The following is a 15,680-nucleotide window of genomic DNA, read 5'->3' on the forward strand; positions in this document are numbered from 1 at the left end:
GTATGCTTGGCTCGGGGACGCTTAGTCCAGCGTCTCGATAATGTGCGACATGTTCGTATAGATGCACAGCTCGCCGGCGATGGTCAGCGATTTCTTGACCACTTCGGCCGGCGACAAGTCGGTGTTTTCCTGCAGCGCCTTGGCTGCCGACTGGGCGTAGGTGCCGCCCGAACCGATGGCGCCGATGCCGTCTTCCGGTTCCAGCACGTCGCCGTTACCGGTAATCACCAGGGTCGACTCGCTGTCGGCCACCAGCAGCATCGCTTCCAGGCGGCGCAGCACGCGGTCGGTGCGCCAGTCCTTGGCCAGTTCCACCGAGGCCCGCAGCAAATTGCCCTGGTGTTTTTCCAGCTTGCCTTCGAAGCGGTCGAGCAGGGTAAAGGCGTCGGCGGTGCCACCGGCAAAGCCGACCAGGACCTTGCCCTGGTACAGCTTGCGCACTTTGCGGGCGGTGCCCTTCATGACGATATTGCCGAGTGTTACCTGACCGTCGCCGCCGAGGGCGACTTGCTTGCCGCGCCGTACGCAGAGGATGGTGGTGCCGTGAAATTGTTCCATATTGACCTCAAAAAGTGTGCTGCAGACTCGCGCAGAATGGGCTGATTGCGCGCTGATGGCTCAAACGTGGGGATGGATCAGGCAATTGCAAGCGATACGGGCATGGCTGGGGCGGGACGAAAAAAAAGCATGCGGCCGAAGCTGCATGCTTTTTTCCTGCGTCGGGACAGCTGAAGTATCAGTCGCCGTACAGCTTCTGTTTCAGTTCGCGCCGTTGCTGGGCTTCCAGCGACAGGGTGGCGGTAGGGCGCGCGATCAGGCGCGGAATGCCGATTGGCTCGCCCGTTTCTTCGCACCAGCCGTAGTCGCCGCCGTCGATGCTGGCGATTGATTGCTGTACTTTTTTCAGCAATTTGCGTTCGCGGTCGCGCGTGCGCAGCTCCAGCGCATGCTCTTCCTCGATGGTGGCACGGTCGGCCGGATCAGGTACCAGCACGGTTTCGCGCAGGTGTTCGGTGGTTTCGCCGGCGTTTTTCAGCAGGTCTTTTTCCAGCTGTTGCAGGCGTGCCTTGAAGAATGCCAGTTGCGCCGGATTCATGTAGTCATCCTCGCTCATGGCGCGAATCGCATCTTCGCTGATGACAGGAATGTCCTGATTGGCGGCTGGGGTCGATTTATTAGTTTTGGTCATGACTTCGCTTACCTTCGATACGACAGAGTTTTCAAATTGATCAGTTGATGCGGCGATGCCGAGCAACTGCACAGGTTCCGCCGGGCATTGCTGTCCGGATGGTCTGCTTGCGACCTTGGCTTGCCAGCACCGGCCCGGACTATCATCCGATCATGGTGCCATGTTGATAACTTTTTACCGCTTTATGCCAGTCTCGCTACAGGCGCGCTGACGGGCTTGTTGGGTGGATCGGTTTCATGCCTGGCGTTCCGCCATCGGCAGTTTGCCAGTGTTTCATGACAGGCTCACGACAGGAGCTGTTTTCGTCGCTGATTTTGGCACGCTTTGCCGTATATTGCCATCCCGATTTGTTGCTTGAGCGATCATCTGTCGTCGCTGCGCAGCGTATTGCGGGAAGTTTGCCTGCGGACGGCGGGAGAGCATGCTTGACTTTCCCTTGCCTGTTTGCAATGGGTAAATCGCAAAACCCGGCTAGTTTATACCAAACACTGTTCGAGTCCGCGAATAAAAATATCTTTCGGTAGATTTTTGCCAATAAACACCATTTTGCTGCCGCGCACTTCCCCTTCGGCCCATTTGGCACCCAGGTCGCTGCCCATCAGCTGGTGCACGCCCTGGAACACCACCTTGCGTTCGGCGCCCTGCATCAGCAACACCCCTTTGTAGCGCAGCATGCGCGGACCATATACCTGCACCAGGCCGCCAAGGAATTCATCGAGCCTGGCGCTGTCGAACGCTTGCGTGCTTTTGAATACAAAGGCGGCGATATCGTCGCTGTGATGCCCATGGTGGTGGTCGGCATGGCCGCAATCGGTGGCGCAGGCGTCGCTGTGTTCGTGTGCGTGCTGGTGTGCATCTTCCTGAGGGTGGTCGTGATCATGGACGTGCGCGCTTTCTGTAGCCAGGAAGTCCGGGTCCAGTTCCAGCTTTTCGTTCAGGTTGAAGCCGCGGATATCGAGCACTTCGGCCAGCGGTGCGCGGCCGAAGTCCACTTTGCCGATCGGTGCGCGCGGATTGATGCGTTTCAGGCGACGGGAGAGAGCATCGAGCTCATCTTCGCTGACCAGATCGGTTTTCGACAGCAGCAGCTTGTCGGCAAAGCCCACCTGCCGCTGGGCTTCCTCATAGTCGTCAAGTTGCTGCATGGCATGGCGCGCATCGACCACGGTGATGATGGCATCGAGCATATAGTGGCTGCCCACTTCTTCGTCGACAAAAAAGGTTTGCGCCACCGGCCCGGGATTGGCCAGGCCGGTCGTTTCAATGACCACGCGGTCGAACGACAAGGTGCCCGCATCGCGTTTTTGCGCCAGCGCCGTCAGTGCCACGATCAGGTCGCCGCGCACGGTGCAGCAGATGCAGCCGTTGTTCATTTCAATGATTTGTTCGCTACTGTCCTGCACCAGGATTTCATTGTCGATGTTTTCCTGGCCGAATTCATTTTCGATCACGGCGATGCGCATGCCGTGGTCTTCCTGCAAGATGCGGTTCAGCAAAGTGGTCTTGCCGGCGCCAAGGAAGCCGGTGAGGATGGTAGCGGGGATCATTGCCATGTGGAGTACCTGTGCGGTGAGTCGGTGTTGCCGTTGCCAGCGGGCGTATCCGGACGATTATGCCGGAATTTTGGAAATGCTTGCAAATGCGCCGGAATCGGCTTGATATGGGTCACGCCAGCACTGGCGGCATCCTTACTTGACCTTGGCGCGCGGATGCGTCTTGTCGTAGACCGCCGACAGATGCTGGAAGTCGAGCGCCGTATATACCTGGGTCGAGGTGATGCTGGAGTGCCCCAGCATCTCCTGCACCGCGCGCAGGTCGCCCGACGATTGCAGCACATGCGAGGCAAACGAGTGGCGCAGCACGTGCGGGTGCACATTGGCGGGGATGCCGGTGGCCAGGCCATGGGCTTTCAGGCGCAGCTGCAGCACGCGCGGCGAGATGCGCGTGCCGCGTGTGCTCAGGAACAGCGCCGCGCTGCCGTCGCTCGGTGGCGGGCGCACCGCCAGCCAGCTTGACAGGGCCACCAGGGCAGCCTTGCCAACTGGCACTTTGCGCATCTTGTCGCCCTTGCCGGTGACCACCACTTCAAAGCTGGCCATGTCGACCCAGCCCAGCGATCCGGGCTGTGCGCCATCGGCCTTGTGGTAGTGGGTATCGAGGCTGGTCAGCTCGGAAACGCGCAGGCCGCTCGAGTACAGCAGTTCGAACATGGCGCGGCTGCACAATTCTTCCAGCTCGGCCTTGCCCTCCTGGTGCGGCGCGGGTGCCACCAGGCGCACGGCGTCGTCCACCGACAAGGCTTTCGGCAAGGTCTTTGAACGCTTGGGCGCGCGGATGCCGTCGACCGGATTGGCCTCGATCGCCGTCTCGCCGGCCAGCCAGTCGAAGAAGCCGCGCCATGACGACAGCTTGCGGGCAATCGAGCGCGGCTCCAGGCCGCTGGCGTGCAGTTTCGAGGTATAGCGGCGCACTTCATTGTGCGCCAGCGCCTGCCACGCGATGTCGCCGCTCAGCACCAGCAATTCGCGCAGGTCGCGTCCGTAGGCCGCCACGGTGTGCGGCGACAGCTTGCGCTGGGTTGCCAGCTGGGCCAGCCAGGCGGCTATCCACTCGGCCTTGCTGCGTGCCAGGCTCATGCTGTGTTACGCCGCTGCGCGCAGGGCGGCCAGGGCGGCGCTGGCGGTGGCGCCGATATGCACCAGGAAATCAGTGCCCATGCTGGCGGTAAACCGCTCGCTGTCGGGCGAGCCCAGCACCAGCAAGCCGAAGGTGCCGCTGGTGCCTGGTGCGCGCAAGGCGATCATCACGGTCGAGGCGATCTTGTCCGAGTGCAGCCAGTGCACGGCTTCGAAATCGCGATTGCTGCCGCAGTAGGGTGTTTGCAGGCCATTGGCGAACATGCGTATATCGGCCGTTACGTCCTGGGCATACCAGGCATCTGCAAATTCGGGCGCCAGCTGCCACAGCCGCAGGCTGACGTGGGGCACGTCGAAATGGCTTTGCAGGGCGTCGACCAGCACGCGCGGCATGGCGCCGCTGTCGCGCACCTGCAACATGGCCTGGTTCCAGCCGTGGAATTTATTGGCGATGGCGCCGTTTTCCACGGCCACGCGGTTCAGGTTGGACATGCGCAGCTCGAGTGCCTTGTACTTGTCGCGCATCACTTCCATCTGCCGTTCCTGCAGCGAGATGGTGCGTCCCGTGATCGGGCTGCTCAGCTTGACTTCGCCGAGCAGGCTGGTGTGTTCTTCGAAGAATTTCGGGTGCTCGCTCAGATACTGGGCGACGGTGCTTGCGTCGAGTGTGGCGGTCATTGATAAAGGCAGTCAATAGTAAGAATAACGCCTGATTCTAACCGACAGCGCGCCGCCTGACGCTGCAAAAGCGTGCGGCCATGAAAAAAGCGGCATGGTTGCCCATGCCGCCTGATATTCCATGGTGCATGCCGCCCGGGAAGGGCGTCATGCCAGGCCATCAGAAATTGTGGTGCAAGCCCAGACCCACGTAATTGATGGTGGTCGAGTTATTGTAGTTGGTGGCGCTAGCCTGTTTTTTGTTCGAAATGTCTGCGTAGACATACGTGCGTTTCGACAGGTTGTAATCGTAACCGAGCGAAGCCTGCTTGGTCTTGATCACGCCATCCGGGGTTTTCTGGCCGTAGCCGGCGCGGATCTTGCCCGGGCCGACGTCGTAGTTCATGCCCAGCACCCACGCCTTGGTGTCGGTGTTGATGAGCTTGAAGTTGCCGTCGTCCTGGTGCTGGTAGGTCGCCATCAGTTTCAGTTCAGGCGCAACGTTGAACGATGCACCGACCGACCACAGCTTCGCTTGCACGCCATTGCGCTCGTAGGCGCCCATGGCGGCGAACTGGGCATTGTTGTAGGTGACCGACACCGAGTACGGGTTCGACGCTGGCGCAACGTTGGCTGGCAGGGCGAAGTTGCCGCTGGCGTTCGTGAACGCGTTTGGCAGGGTGGCGGCGATGGCGGAATTGTTGTTCGCTTCCTTGGCGGCCACGGTGGCGTTGAACTGGAAGCCGGCAAACACTGGCGAGTTGTAGAACACGGCGTTCGAGAAACGGTTGCGCGAGTTGCCGTTTGCGCTCAGCGGATCGCTGGTGTAGCCGGCAACGGTCAGGTCGGTCTGGAAGCCAGCCTGGGTAGGCATGCCCGACCATGGCTCAAACGCGGTGCTGGTTTCCTGGAAAGCGGTCAGGCCACGGCCCAGGCGGACGGTACCGAAGTCGCCTTGCAGGCCGACGCGGCTTTGACCTTGGAACAATGGACGCGAATTGGTGCCCGAAGTGTTTTCAATTGTGCCGGTGTCGGATTCATAGCGGATTTCCAGTTGGAAAATAGCTTTCAGGCCATTGCCCAGATCTTCCGTGCCCTTGAAGCCCAGCTTGTTGTTGTCGCGCTTGCTGACGGAGGTGGTGCCGTTGGTGGCTTTGGCCAGTCCGGCATCGACCGTACCATAGATTTGCACCGACGATTGTGCTTGCGCGGTGGCGGCAAAAGCGCCAAACAGTGCGAGGGCAACGAGTGATTTTTTCATGTCTTTTTCCCTAGTTAAGGTGGTTTCCGTCAGAGATCCGAGCAGAGTGAAGCGCGCTGATTGCCGCGTTTCGATGGGTCAACCTTAAGTCTTTGGCACGCGGTACGCGCGGGATTGGTCAAATATGAATGAAAAAATTGGTGGAAAGCCCGACAAGCAGCGTGCGCTGTTGTATTTTCGTAACGCCGGATTTTTCCCGCGTGCGCCAGCAACTGCTGTCGCTCACTCTCGCCCTGCCATCAGCGATCGCGCGCAAGCGAAGAAAATATTGCGCCTAATTAATTTTCCTTTATGCCATGGCCGATTTGGCACGCAAGGAAGTTACACTATGTAACAGTTTGCATGACATGACAGCGTTTTCAACCCGCGCCGTGCGCTTGCAAGCCAGGAGACAGCAGATTATTAGAATCATTGACTCAATATAGAGAATCGATGGCAAATCGCGAAATTTTAGGATTGATCAAGGGAGCGCGTGCGGGCGACGTCGTTTGCCAACTGGCGCTGGGAAGAGTGTATTTGTTTGGCCACGGCGTGCCAAAAAGCGTGCCGACGGCCTTGCATTGGCTGGCGCGCGCGGCGCAGGAAGGCAGCGAGGAAGCGTGTCTGCTGATCGGCACGCATGTGCCTTTCGAGCTGGCGCAAGCGGCGGCCAAGGCGCTCATCCCCTATTATCAACGGGCGTTTGACGCCGGCCTGGCGCAAGCTGGCCTGGTGCTGGCGCAACTGGTGCTGGCCGACAGCGCCAACCACTGCGAAGCGGTGCGCGCCAAGGCCCGGCTGGGGCTGGAAGCGGCGGCCCAGGCAGGTTTGCCCGATGCGCTGTGGCTGCTGTCGCGCCAGGATGGGGCACAGGACCAGGCCGCACAGCGCGGCGGCGACGCCTGGCTGGAGCAAGCGTGGCTGTCGGGCGACCAGGCCGGCTTCCTCACGCACGCCATGCCGCTGGCGCGGGAATTGTTGCAGCGCCAGGCCGTCCATGGCGCGCGCAGCATCGCCTTGACGCCAGCGCAAGTATTGCTGTTGTCGCGCTGCGCGCAGGCACTGGCGCCCACCGGCGGCACCGAGAGCTGGCAGTGCTGCGAGCTGGCGGCGCATGGTGGCGACCGGGCCGCGCAGCTGGAACTGGGCCTCGGTTATGCGCGCATGGACGCCCATGGCCGCAAGCTGGCCGCGCGCAACGGCGCGGCCAATTTCAAGCGTGCCGTGCGCTGGCTGACGCAAGCCGGCGAACAGGGCCTGGCCGAGGCCTGGTTCGTGCTGTCGCGTATTTATACCAAGCCCGAATTTTCCCAGCGTAATGTGGTTGAAGCGCATTGCTGTCTGGAGCGCGCCGCCGACCTGGGCCATGGACCGGCCCAGCTCGAATGCGGCATGCACGCCTGGCGTAACCGCCGCGACGGCATCAACAGCGACGTGCGCGCCGCCTATTGGCTGTTGCAGGCACAGTCGCAGGGCAGCAGCGAGGCTGAAGCGGTGCTGGCGAAAATCGCGCCGCGTGTCGAGCCTTGCGACTGGGGCCAGTTTGCCGGCGCCGACAGCCCTGCACTCAAGCGCGAACTCGATCAGAGCCAGCCCCTGCTGGCAGGGCGCATGGCGCTGGCACGCTGCTTTCACCTGACCCGCGCCGAAGCGCTGTTGCTCGACGTGCATGCGGCCGACCAGGGCCATTGTTTGCTGATCGATATCAGCGCCACCCATGGCCGTGGCAAGCGGCGCCTGGTGCTGGTGCGCTCGGCGCAAGAACGCCAGGTGCTGGACCAGGTACTGCGCATGTTCGAGCGCGTCGATTGCAGCCTCGACGGCCCGGAAGGCAATTACCGGCAGCGCCTGTACCGCCTGAAATGCTATCTGGCGGAACTCGGCGCGCCGCAGGAACAGCAGTTCCTGGCGGCTTGACCTTACACCTCGATCTGGCCTTCGAAGACCGTCACCGCCGGTCCTGTCATCAGGACCGGCTGGCCCGGTCCTTGCCAGGCGATCGACAGTTCGCCGCCGCGCGCGCTGATGCGCACCGGCGAATCGAGCAGGCCGCGCAAGATGCCGGCAACGGCGGCAGCGCAGGCGCCGGTGCCGCAGGCCAGGGTTTCGCCGGCGCCGCGTTCATACACGCGCAACTTCACATGATGGCGGTCGATCACCTGCATGTAGCCAGCGTTGACCCGGCGCGGAAAGCGTGGATGGTGTTCGATCAGCGGGCCTGATGCTTCGAGGTTTTCTGCCTCGACATTGTCGACCACCTGAACCGCGTGCGGGTTGCCCATCGATACTACCGATACCAGCACCGTGGCGTCCTGTCCCGGCAGCGCCAGGTCCAGCGGCCAGGTGGTGTCGTCGCCTTGCTGCACGCCATCCAGGCCGTCCGCGGTAAATGGCACCAGCCCGGGCGCCAGGACCGGCGCACCCATGTCGACCGTGATGCTGCCGTCGGGTTCCAGGCGTGGCGTAATCACGCCGGCCATGGTTTCCACGCTGATGCTGCTTTTCGCAGACAAGCCTTTTTCGCTGACGAATTTGACAAACGCGCGTGCGCCATTGCCGCACTGTTCCACCTCGCCGCCGTCGTTGTTATAGATGCGGTAGCGGAAGTCGCAGCCGGGCAGGCGCGCCGCTTCCACTACCAGGATCTGGTCGGCGCCGATGCCGAAACGGCGGTCCGCCAGGCGCTGCCATTGTGCCGGCGTGAAATCGATCTGCTGGCTGATGGCGTCGATGACGATGAAGTCGTTGCCGGCGCCGTGCATCTTGGTAAAGTTCAGTTTCATGTTGTTCAGTTTTTCTGGTGATAGAACGATGCTTCGCCTGCCGGGCGGGTCTTGAAGCGCTTGTGGGTCCAGAAATATTCGGCCGGCGCTTCGCGCACGCGCTCCTCGATGAATTCGTTCATGCGGCGCGTGGCGGCCGTGATGTCGTCGCCCGGATAATCGTCCCAGGCCGGATAGTAGGTCACCTGCCAGCCCTGGTAATTGGGTAAAAAGGTGGCGATCACGGGGATCACCTGCGCGCGCGCGGCCATCGCCAGGCGCGCCGTGGCCGTCAGGGTGGCGGCCGGCACGCCGAAGAACGGCACGAACTCGGCGTCTTTTTCGCCGAAATCCATGTCGGGCAGCATGAAATAGGGCAGGCCGTCGCGCAGCGCACGCAAGATGGTCTTGATGCCGTCCTGGCGCGTGAACAGTTTTGGTGGCTTGAAGCGCGAGCGGCCATTGCGCAGCGCCTGGTCGAAGACGGCATTCTTTTGCTGCACATACATCGACGAAGCGGAAATCTCCATCGCGGTGGCAGCGCCGGCCACGTCGAGGCAGACAAAATGCGGACACAGCAAAATGGTCGGCTTGTCGGCGATCTGCTGGCCAGGAAACGCCGGCACTTTTTTGATCAGGCGATTCAGGCGCGCTTCCGAGGCCCACCACAAAATGCTGCGCTCCCACACGCTGCGCGAATAGGCCTGGAAATGCTGGCGCACCAGGGTGCGGCGCTGCGACTCTGTCAGTTCCGGCATGCACAGGCGCAAATTTGTCAGGGCGATCTCGCGTCGCGGCCCCATCACCAGGAACAACAGATTACCGATGCTGGCGCCGAAGCGTCCCAAAATGGGCAGCGGCAGCCAGTGCAGCAGCCACATGAAGCCGATCAGCAGCCTCATGCTGATGCTCCGTCAGCCTGTGTCGTTGTGGGCGCCGGTGGCGGCGCCCCGCGCGGCACCTTGAAGCGGTTATAGCTCCACAGGTACTGCGCAGGGCTGCGCGCGATCAGTTGTTCCATCGCCGCATTGATGGTGCGTGCCTGTTCGGCCGAGCTGCCGTCGAGCGACTCTGTAAACGGCACGAAATGCACGCGGTAGCCGCGTCCGCCGGGCAAGCGCTCGGCATAGGTAATGATCACTTCGGCGCCGCCCATCTGCGCCAATTTGGCTGGCAGGGTCATGGTGTAGGCGGGGCGGCCAAAGAACTCGGCCCACACGCCTTCGCCTTCCTGCGGCACCTGGTCGGGCAGCAGGCCGATCGGCTGGCCTTTTTTCAGGCATTTGGCAAAGATGCGCACGCCTGACATATTGGCCGGCGCCAGCATCAGGTTTTCACGTGCGCGCGCCCCTTCGATCAGCGGTTTCAGTGCGGCCCGCTTGGGCGGGCGGTACATCACGGTCAGCGCCGTGCGCAGGGCGATCTGCTGGGCGACGATTTCAAAGCAGCCCAGGTGCGGCGTCAGGAACACGATGCCGCGGCCATGCGCCAGCGCCTGCTCCACCAGTTGCCAGTTTTCCACCGTTGCATGGCGCGCCACGCGCTCGGCTGGTGCGCACCAGATAAAGGGCAGTTCCAGCACGCTCTTGCCCGCTTCGGCCACGGCCGCATGCAAATGTTGCGAAAACCCCGCACCTTGCATGTTTTCGCGCATGCAGCGGCGGTACGAGGGTGAAATGGCGTAAATCACCCAGCCCATCGCAGCGCCGAGCGCATGCAGAAAGGGCAGGGGAAAGCGGGATAAAAAGCGGAAGATGGGGACGAGCATGAATGATCTGTTTCTAAAGTGTGGCGTGTTGCTCTGCCAAAATTTTTTAAGAAGCGTAAAATACCACGTTGCAGTATCCGCTGAGTTAATAGACAACTTGCGAAGCGGAATATAAATATCGCTAAAGCGTCGCAGGCAAGTCCTCTTTACTGCGACAGAACATTCACATAGTAAACAGGAGCTTGCATGTCCAACGATTATCTCTTCACATCCGAATCGGTTTCGGAAGGCCACCCTGACAAAGTTGCCGATCAAATTTCCGACGCCATTCTCGACGCCATCCTGACCGAGGACCCGAACGCCCGCGTGGCAGCCGAAACGCTGTGCAACACCGGCCTGGTGGTGCTGGCCGGTGAAATTACCACCCACGCCAATGTGGATTATATTCAAGTTGCGCGCGAGACCATCAAACGCATCGGTTACGACAACACCGAATACGGCATCGACTACAAGGGTTGCGCCGTGCTGGTGGCCTATGACAAGCAGTCGCCGGACATCGCGCAAGGCGTCGATGAAGGCGCTGGTATCGACCTCGACCAGGGTGCCGGCGACCAGGGCCTGATGTTCGGCTACGCCTGCGACGAGACGGCCGAGCTGATGCCAGCCGCCATCCATTATGCGCACCGCCTGGTCGAGCGCCAGTCGCAACTGCGCAAGGACGGCCGCCTGCCATGGCTGCGCCCGGATGCCAAGTCGCAAGTCACTCTGCGCTATGTCGACGGCCGCCCGGTCGGCGTGCACACCGTCGTGCTGTCGACCCAGCATGCGCCGGAAATGTCGCACAAGCAGATCGAAGAAGCCGTGATCGAAGAAATCATCAAGCCTATCCTGCCGCATGAATGGCTGACGGAAACCAAATTCCTCGTCAACCCGACCGGCCGCTTCGTTATCGGCGGCCCGCAAGGCGATTGTGGTTTGACTGGCCGCAAGATCATCGTCGACACCTACGGTGGCGCAGCGCCCCACGGTGGTGGCGCGTTCTCGGGCAAGGACCCGTCGAAAGTCGACCGTTCGGCCGCCTACGCCGCCCGCTACGTGGCGAAAAACATTGTCGCCGCCGGCCTGGCGCGTCAATGCCAGGTGCAGGTCAGCTACGCCATCGGCGTGGCCAAGCCGATCAATATCACGGTCTACACCGAAGGCACGGGCGTGATTCCCGATACGGAAATCGCGAAACTGGTGCTGGCCCACTTTGATCTGCGCCCGAAAGGCATCGTGCAGATGCTGGACCTGCTGCGCCCGATCTACCAGAAGAGCGCCGCCTACGGCCACTTTGGCCGCGAAGAGCCGGAATTCACGTGGGAGCGTACCGACAAGGTTGCTCTGCTGCGCGATGCCGCCGGCCTGAAGTAACCGCATCGGCTGTTTGAAAGAGCGCCCTCGCCGCAAGGCTGAGGGCGCTTTTTTGTTGGTGCGCCAGCATGCTCGCCATGATGATAAGATGCAATATTGCTCATAAATTCATCAAGGATGCCATGCCCGTTCTTCTCGCCATTACCTTTGCTGCCATCGTGTTGGCGCTGTCCGGCCTGGCATCGGCCGCCGCGCCCTTGACGGTCGGGCAATTGCTGGAGCGTGCCGAGCATGGCGACCGCCAGTCCCTGCTGATGCTGGCAGCGGGCGGCAAACGGGTTTTCCCTGATGGTTCGCTGAGCAGTGTGATCGAGACCGGGCCTGAACTGACCGAGCTGATGGGGAAGTTGACAGTGCGGCAGAGTATCTATGTGCTGATGATCTATGCCGACAGTGGCCTTTTTGCTGCGAACCGCGATGCCTGGCGCAGCAATGGCGAATCAGATCCCGTACTCACCTGCACCTGGGCCATGCGCGCCGCCAACTATCCGTCTGACGGCAGCCAGGAAGATAAAACCGCAGTCGAGACGCTGCGTGAGATGGCCGATGAAATGGCGCAGCGCCTTGACAATGATGAGCGCGCGAAATGCATTCGTCTGGGCAAGAACTGGACGCTCAGCGCCTGATATGCCGGCGCGTCAGGCTGTTGTTGCCGTTGACGCCAAGCCGATGTTAAGATACGAAGTCCGAGGAGCGTTGCGACGAAGAAATTCGCCAGGCTCGGAATATCCTGCAACTGCGCTCACGTACCTTTTTCACAACTGAAAGGAGGGCGTGATGAACGCCGTACTCAAATCGCAACACGACTACACCATCGCCGATATCACCTTGGCCGCATGGGGCAACAAAGAAATCAAGATTGCTGAAACGGAAATGCCTGGCCTGATGGCCATCCGCGAAGAATTCGCGGCAGCGCAACCCCTGAAAGGCGCGCGCATTACCGGTTCCATCCACATGACCATCCAGACCGCCGTGCTGATCCAGACCCTGGAAGCACTGGGTGCTCAAGTGCGCTGGGCTTCGTGCAACATCTATTCGACCCAAGACCATGCCGCCGCCGCCATCGCTGCCGCCGGCACGGCGGTGTTCGCCATCAAGGGCGAGTCTCTCGACGACTACTGGGAATACACGCACCGCATCTTCGAGTGGCCATCGGTTGACGGCAAGCCTGTCTACTCGAACATGATCCTCGACGATGGCGGTGACGCGACCTTGCTGTTGCACCTGGGCGTGCGTGCCGAGACGGATATTTCCGTGCTGGCAAACCCGGGCTCGGAAGAAGAAATCTGCATGTTCAACTCGATCAAGCGGCATCTGGCAACGGACCCGACCTGGTACTCGAAGCGCCTGCCGGAAATCCTCGGCGTGACCGAAGAAACCACCACCGGCGTGCACCGCCTGTACCAGATGCACAAGGAAGGCAAGCTGGCATTCCCTGCCATCAACGTCAACGATTCCGTCACCAAGTCGAAATTCGACAATCTCTATGGCTGCCGCGAGTCCCTGGTTGACGGCATCAAGCGCGCCACCGACGTGATGATCGCCGGCAAAGTTGCCGTGATCGCCGGTTATGGTGATGTCGGCAAGGGTTCGGCCCAGGCCATGCGCGCGCTGTCGGCGCAAGTGTGGGTCACGGAAGTCGATCCGATCTGTGCACTGCAGGCAGCGATGGAAGGCTACCGCGTGGTGACCATGGATTACGCCTGCGAACATGGCGACATCTTTGTCACCTGCACCGGCAACTACCATATCCTGACGCACGATCACCTGACGCGCATGAAAGACCAGGCCATCGTCTGCAACATTGGTCACTTCGACAATGAAATCGACGTTGCCTCGCTCAAGCAATACGAGTGGGAAAATATCAAGCCGCAAGTCGACCACATCATCTTCCCGTCGGGCCGCCGCATTATCCTGCTGGCCGAAGGCCGCCTGGTCAACCTCGGTTGCGGTACCGGCCACCCTTCGTACGTGATGAGCTCGTCGTTTGCCAACCAGACGATCGCCCAGATCGAACTGTTTGCCAATACGGCCAACTATCCGGTCGGCGTCTACACGCTGCCGAAACACCTCGATGAAAAAGTCGCGCGCCTGCAACTCAAAAAGTTGAATGCGCAGCTGACGGAACTGACCCAGGAGCAGGCTGACTACATCGGCGTGCGCACGGAAGGCCCATACAAGCCGGAAACTTACCGTTACTGATCGGTAGTCGGGCTGTACATCATCCTCCGGGGCCGGCGCCTGGCGCCGGCCTGACTCTTTTTTGACAGGCTAGAGAAATGCGCTTGCTCCTGATTTGGCTGATCAACGCAGCCGCCTTGTTTGCCGTTCCTTATCTGATGCACTCGGTCAGCATGAGCAGCGGCTGGACCGCGCTGCTGGCCGCCGCTTTGCTGGGGCTGGTCAATGCCCTGATCCGTCCCTTGCTGGTCCTGCTGACCTTGCCGGTAACATTTTTGTCGCTGGGCTTGTTTATCCTGATTATCAACGGCTTCCTGTTCTGGCTGGTGGCACAGGTGGTCGATGGCTTCCATGTCGCCAGTTTCTGGTCGGCCGTGGGTGGCGCCATTCTCTACAGCATCATTTCCTGGGCCTTGTCGACCTTACTTTTGAGTAAAAGCGATGACAACCCATAACTTCAGTATTGAGTTTTTCCCGCCGAAAACCCCGGAAGGGGCGGAAAAGCTGCGTGCCACGCGCGCCAGGCTGTCCGAATTGCAGCCGAAGTATTTTTCGGTGACCTTCGGCGCCGGCGGCACCACGCAGCAGGGCACGCTCGATACCGTGCGCGAGATCCTGGCGGCCGGCGAACAAGCCGCACCCCACTTGTCTTGCGTCGGCGGTTCGCGCGAATCGATCCGATCCGTGCTGGCCGACTTCAAGGCGGCTGGCGTGAGCCGCATCGTGGCCTTGCGCGGCGACTTGCCGAGCGGTTATGGCGCCTCGGGCGAGTTCCGTTACGCCAACGAGCTGGTGGAATTCATCCGCGCCGAGACGGGCGACCATTTCCATATCGAAGTGGCAGCCTATCCCGAAGTGCACCCGCAGGCACGTTCGCCGCAAGACGATTTGCAAGCGTTTGCGCGCAAGGTGCAGGCCGGCGCCGATGCGGCCATTACCCAGTACTTCTACAACGCCGACGCGTATTTCCAGTTTGTCGAGCAGGCCCAGAAGATCGGCATCAACGTGCCCATCGTGGCCGGCATCATGCCGATCACGAACTACACGCAGCTGTTGCGCTTTTCTGACATGTGCGGCGCTGAAATTCCACGCTGGGTGCGCTTGAAACTGGCCAGCTTTGGCGACGACAGCGCATCGATCAAGGCGTTCGGCCTGGACGTGGTCACCAGCTTGTGCGAACGCCTGCTCGAAGGCGGTGCACCTGGCCTGCATTTCTACAGCATGAACCAGGCGGCGCCCACCACTGCCTTGTGGCAGCGGCTGGTCAAGTAAGTGCGTTTGATTTCTTCAGTAAAAATCGCCCTCGGTCACGATGTGATCGAGGGCGATGTCGTATGGGCCGCTGGCAAACTGCGCCTGCAGGCAGCCATAGGCGATGCCCAGGGTGCGCGGACGCGGCGCATGTTCCAGGGTACGGTCGTAATAGCCGCCGCCATAGCCTAGCCGGTAGCGCCCGGCATTGAAACCGAGGCAGGGCACCAGCAGCACCGGCGGCGCCGGCACCAGCCGCAGATGGGCCGGCACGGCCACGCCCATGCCGTCCTCGACCATCGGTTCGCCCGGCGTCCAGGCGGCAAACGCCAGCGGCGCATGCTTTTCCAGCACCACCGGCAGGTTCAATGCCACGCCGCGCGCGGCAAGTGCCAGATAGGCGGCGTGCAGGTCCGGTTCGCCATGCAAGGGCCAGTAGACGGCCAGCGCGGACACGTTTTCATTTGCACAGTAATGTAGCAGCTGCTCCGCGATGGCCGCATCCCACTGCGCGCGTGTGGCATCGGGCAGGGCGCGGCGGGTAGCCAGCAGGGCTTTGCGCAGGCTGGCCTTTTCCTGTAGAGCAATGGCTGGCGAGCTGGCCGGATCGCATGTTATTCTAGGGTCGCTATTCATATCACCA

General features: G+C 61.2%; 17 protein-coding genes and 1 riboswitch. Of the genes, 7 read left to right on the top strand and 10 right to left on the bottom strand.

Features of this window, described 5'->3' with window-relative positions; genetic code table 11:
- Positions 1-21: 21 nt before the first annotated feature.
- The 6 genes from hslV to ACQ4WM_RS09165 form a co-directional block, all read right to left on the bottom strand.
- Positions 22-558 carry an ATP-dependent protease subunit HslV gene (hslV, locus tag ACQ4WM_RS09140; protein WP_065310218.1) on the bottom strand — a complete coding sequence of 179 codons (537 nt, stop codon included), beginning with the start codon at positions 556-558 and terminating at the stop codon, positions 22-24.
- Between the two features lie 178 nt (positions 559-736).
- Complete coding sequence (dksA, locus tag ACQ4WM_RS09145) at positions 737-1,189, bottom strand: RNA polymerase-binding protein DksA (RefSeq protein WP_436546391.1); 453 nt, start codon at positions 1,187-1,189, stop codon at positions 737-739.
- A 476-nt stretch (positions 1,190-1,665) separates the two neighbouring features.
- Positions 1,666-2,742: a CobW family GTP-binding protein gene (locus ACQ4WM_RS09150; protein WP_436546392.1), complete on the bottom strand. Its 1,077-nt coding sequence runs from the start codon at positions 2,740-2,742 to the stop codon at positions 1,666-1,668.
- 135 nt (positions 2,743-2,877) lie between these two features.
- Complete coding sequence (locus ACQ4WM_RS09155; RefSeq protein ID WP_436546393.1) at positions 2,878-3,825, bottom strand: tyrosine recombinase XerC; 948 nt, start codon at positions 3,823-3,825, stop codon at positions 2,878-2,880.
- A gap of 6 nt (positions 3,826-3,831) precedes the next feature.
- The gene (locus tag ACQ4WM_RS09160) at positions 3,832-4,503 is read right to left on the bottom strand and encodes a DUF484 family protein (RefSeq protein WP_436546394.1); all 672 of its coding nucleotides are present in this window, start codon (positions 4,501-4,503) and stop codon (positions 3,832-3,834) included.
- Between the two features lie 160 nt (positions 4,504-4,663).
- The gene (locus ACQ4WM_RS09165) at positions 4,664-5,743 is read right to left on the bottom strand and encodes a porin (protein WP_436546395.1); all 1,080 of its coding nucleotides are present in this window, start codon (positions 5,741-5,743) and stop codon (positions 4,664-4,666) included.
- A gap of 124 nt (positions 5,744-5,867) precedes the next feature.
- Here ACQ4WM_RS09165 and ACQ4WM_RS09170 point away from each other — a divergent pair, with 124 nt between their 5' ends.
- Positions 5,868-6,077: a hypothetical protein gene (locus tag ACQ4WM_RS09170; RefSeq protein ID WP_436546396.1), complete on the top strand. Its 210-nt coding sequence runs from the start codon at positions 5,868-5,870 to the stop codon at positions 6,075-6,077.
- Between the two features lie 98 nt (positions 6,078-6,175).
- Positions 6,176-7,639, top strand: coding sequence for a tetratricopeptide repeat protein (locus tag ACQ4WM_RS09175; RefSeq protein WP_436546397.1), 1,464 nt, complete (start codon positions 6,176-6,178; stop codon positions 7,637-7,639).
- 2 nt (positions 7,640-7,641) lie between these two features.
- On the opposite strand, the gene dapF is transcribed toward ACQ4WM_RS09175, so the two are convergent.
- From dapF to ACQ4WM_RS09190, 3 genes are read right to left on the bottom strand one after another with little or no spacing between them, the layout of a single operon-like run.
- Positions 7,642-8,505, bottom strand: a complete 864-nt coding sequence (gene dapF / locus ACQ4WM_RS09180; protein WP_436546398.1) for a diaminopimelate epimerase — start codon at positions 8,503-8,505, stop codon at positions 7,642-7,644.
- Positions 8,506-8,510: 5 nt separating this feature from the next.
- Positions 8,511-9,386: an LpxL/LpxP family acyltransferase gene (locus ACQ4WM_RS09185; RefSeq protein ID WP_436546399.1), complete on the bottom strand. Its 876-nt coding sequence runs from the start codon at positions 9,384-9,386 to the stop codon at positions 8,511-8,513.
- Positions 9,383-10,252 (bottom strand): lysophospholipid acyltransferase family protein, encoded by an 870-nt coding sequence (locus ACQ4WM_RS09190; RefSeq protein ID WP_436546400.1) that lies wholly within the window; start codon positions 10,250-10,252, stop codon positions 9,383-9,385. The genes ACQ4WM_RS09185 and ACQ4WM_RS09190 overlap by 4 nt, the downstream gene beginning before the upstream one ends.
- Positions 10,253-10,438: 186 nt before the next feature.
- On the opposite strand from ACQ4WM_RS09190, the gene metK reads away from it, so the two are divergent.
- From metK to metF, 5 genes are all read left to right on the top strand, one after another.
- Positions 10,439-11,605: a methionine adenosyltransferase gene (metK, locus tag ACQ4WM_RS09195; protein ID WP_436546401.1), complete on the top strand. Its 1,167-nt coding sequence runs from the start codon at positions 10,439-10,441 to the stop codon at positions 11,603-11,605.
- A gap of 68 nt (positions 11,606-11,673) precedes the next feature.
- A complete protein-coding gene (locus ACQ4WM_RS09200) occupies positions 11,674-12,231 on the top strand; it encodes a hypothetical protein (RefSeq protein WP_436546402.1) in 558 nt (185 codons plus the stop codon).
- 56 nt (positions 12,232-12,287) lie between these two features.
- Positions 12,288-12,356: riboswitch (S-adenosyl-L-homocysteine riboswitch) on the top strand.
- A gap of 26 nt (positions 12,357-12,382) precedes the next feature.
- Entirely contained in the window at positions 12,383-13,807 is a 1,425-nt protein-coding gene (gene ahcY / locus ACQ4WM_RS09205) for an adenosylhomocysteinase (protein WP_436546403.1), read from the top strand.
- 77 nt (positions 13,808-13,884) lie between these two features.
- Positions 13,885-14,241 carry a phage holin family protein gene (locus ACQ4WM_RS09210; protein ID WP_436546404.1) on the top strand — a complete coding sequence of 119 codons (357 nt, stop codon included), beginning with the start codon at positions 13,885-13,887 and terminating at the stop codon, positions 14,239-14,241.
- Entirely contained in the window at positions 14,228-15,058 is an 831-nt protein-coding gene (gene metF / locus ACQ4WM_RS09215; RefSeq protein WP_436546405.1) for a methylenetetrahydrofolate reductase [NAD(P)H], read from the top strand. The genes ACQ4WM_RS09210 and metF overlap by 14 nt, the downstream gene beginning before the upstream one ends.
- A 15-nt stretch (positions 15,059-15,073) precedes the next feature.
- On the opposite strand, the gene ACQ4WM_RS09220 is transcribed toward metF, so the two are convergent.
- Positions 15,074-15,673 carry a 5-formyltetrahydrofolate cyclo-ligase gene (locus tag ACQ4WM_RS09220; protein ID WP_436546406.1) on the bottom strand — a complete coding sequence of 200 codons (600 nt, stop codon included), beginning with the start codon at positions 15,671-15,673 and terminating at the stop codon, positions 15,074-15,076.
- Between the last annotated feature and the right edge of the window lie 7 nt (positions 15,674-15,680).

This window comes from Janthinobacterium longum (assembly GCF_051380735.1).
GTDB lineage: Bacteria > Pseudomonadota > Gammaproteobacteria > Burkholderiales > Burkholderiaceae_D > Janthinobacterium.

Coding starts and splice junctions, on each gene's coding strand:
- ACQ4WM_RS09190 (WP_436546400.1), bottom strand. CDS start 10,252: ATGCTCGTCCCCATCTTCCGCTTTTTATCCCGCTTTCCCCTGCCCTTT.
- dksA (WP_436546391.1), bottom strand. CDS start 1,189: ATGACCAAAACTAATAAATCGACCCCAGCCGCCAATCAGGACATTCCT.
- hslV (WP_065310218.1), bottom strand. CDS start 558: ATGGAACAATTTCACGGCACCACCATCCTCTGCGTACGGCGCGGCAAG.
- ACQ4WM_RS09150 (WP_436546392.1), bottom strand. CDS start 2,742: ATGGCAATGATCCCCGCTACCATCCTCACCGGCTTCCTTGGCGCCGGC.
- ACQ4WM_RS09210 (WP_436546404.1), top strand. CDS start 13,885: ATGCGCTTGCTCCTGATTTGGCTGATCAACGCAGCCGCCTTGTTTGCC.
- ACQ4WM_RS09175 (WP_436546397.1), top strand. CDS start 6,176: ATGGCAAATCGCGAAATTTTAGGATTGATCAAGGGAGCGCGTGCGGGC.
- ACQ4WM_RS09155 (WP_436546393.1), bottom strand. CDS start 3,825: ATGAGCCTGGCACGCAGCAAGGCCGAGTGGATAGCCGCCTGGCTGGCC.
- ACQ4WM_RS09200 (WP_436546402.1), top strand. CDS start 11,674: ATGCTCGCCATGATGATAAGATGCAATATTGCTCATAAATTCATCAAG.
- ACQ4WM_RS09170 (WP_436546396.1), top strand. CDS start 5,868: ATGAATGAAAAAATTGGTGGAAAGCCCGACAAGCAGCGTGCGCTGTTG.
- ACQ4WM_RS09160 (WP_436546394.1), bottom strand. CDS start 4,503: ATGACCGCCACACTCGACGCAAGCACCGTCGCCCAGTATCTGAGCGAG.
- ACQ4WM_RS09220 (WP_436546406.1), bottom strand. CDS start 15,673: ATGAATAGCGACCCTAGAATAACATGCGATCCGGCCAGCTCGCCAGCC.
- dapF (WP_436546398.1), bottom strand. CDS start 8,505: ATGAAACTGAACTTTACCAAGATGCACGGCGCCGGCAACGACTTCATC.
- ahcY (WP_436546403.1), top strand. CDS start 12,383: ATGAACGCCGTACTCAAATCGCAACACGACTACACCATCGCCGATATC.
- ACQ4WM_RS09185 (WP_436546399.1), bottom strand. CDS start 9,386: ATGAGGCTGCTGATCGGCTTCATGTGGCTGCTGCACTGGCTGCCGCTG.
- ACQ4WM_RS09165 (WP_436546395.1), bottom strand. CDS start 5,743: ATGAAAAAATCACTCGTTGCCCTCGCACTGTTTGGCGCTTTTGCCGCC.
- metF (WP_436546405.1), top strand. CDS start 14,228: ATGACAACCCATAACTTCAGTATTGAGTTTTTCCCGCCGAAAACCCCG.
- metK (WP_436546401.1), top strand. CDS start 10,439: ATGTCCAACGATTATCTCTTCACATCCGAATCGGTTTCGGAAGGCCAC.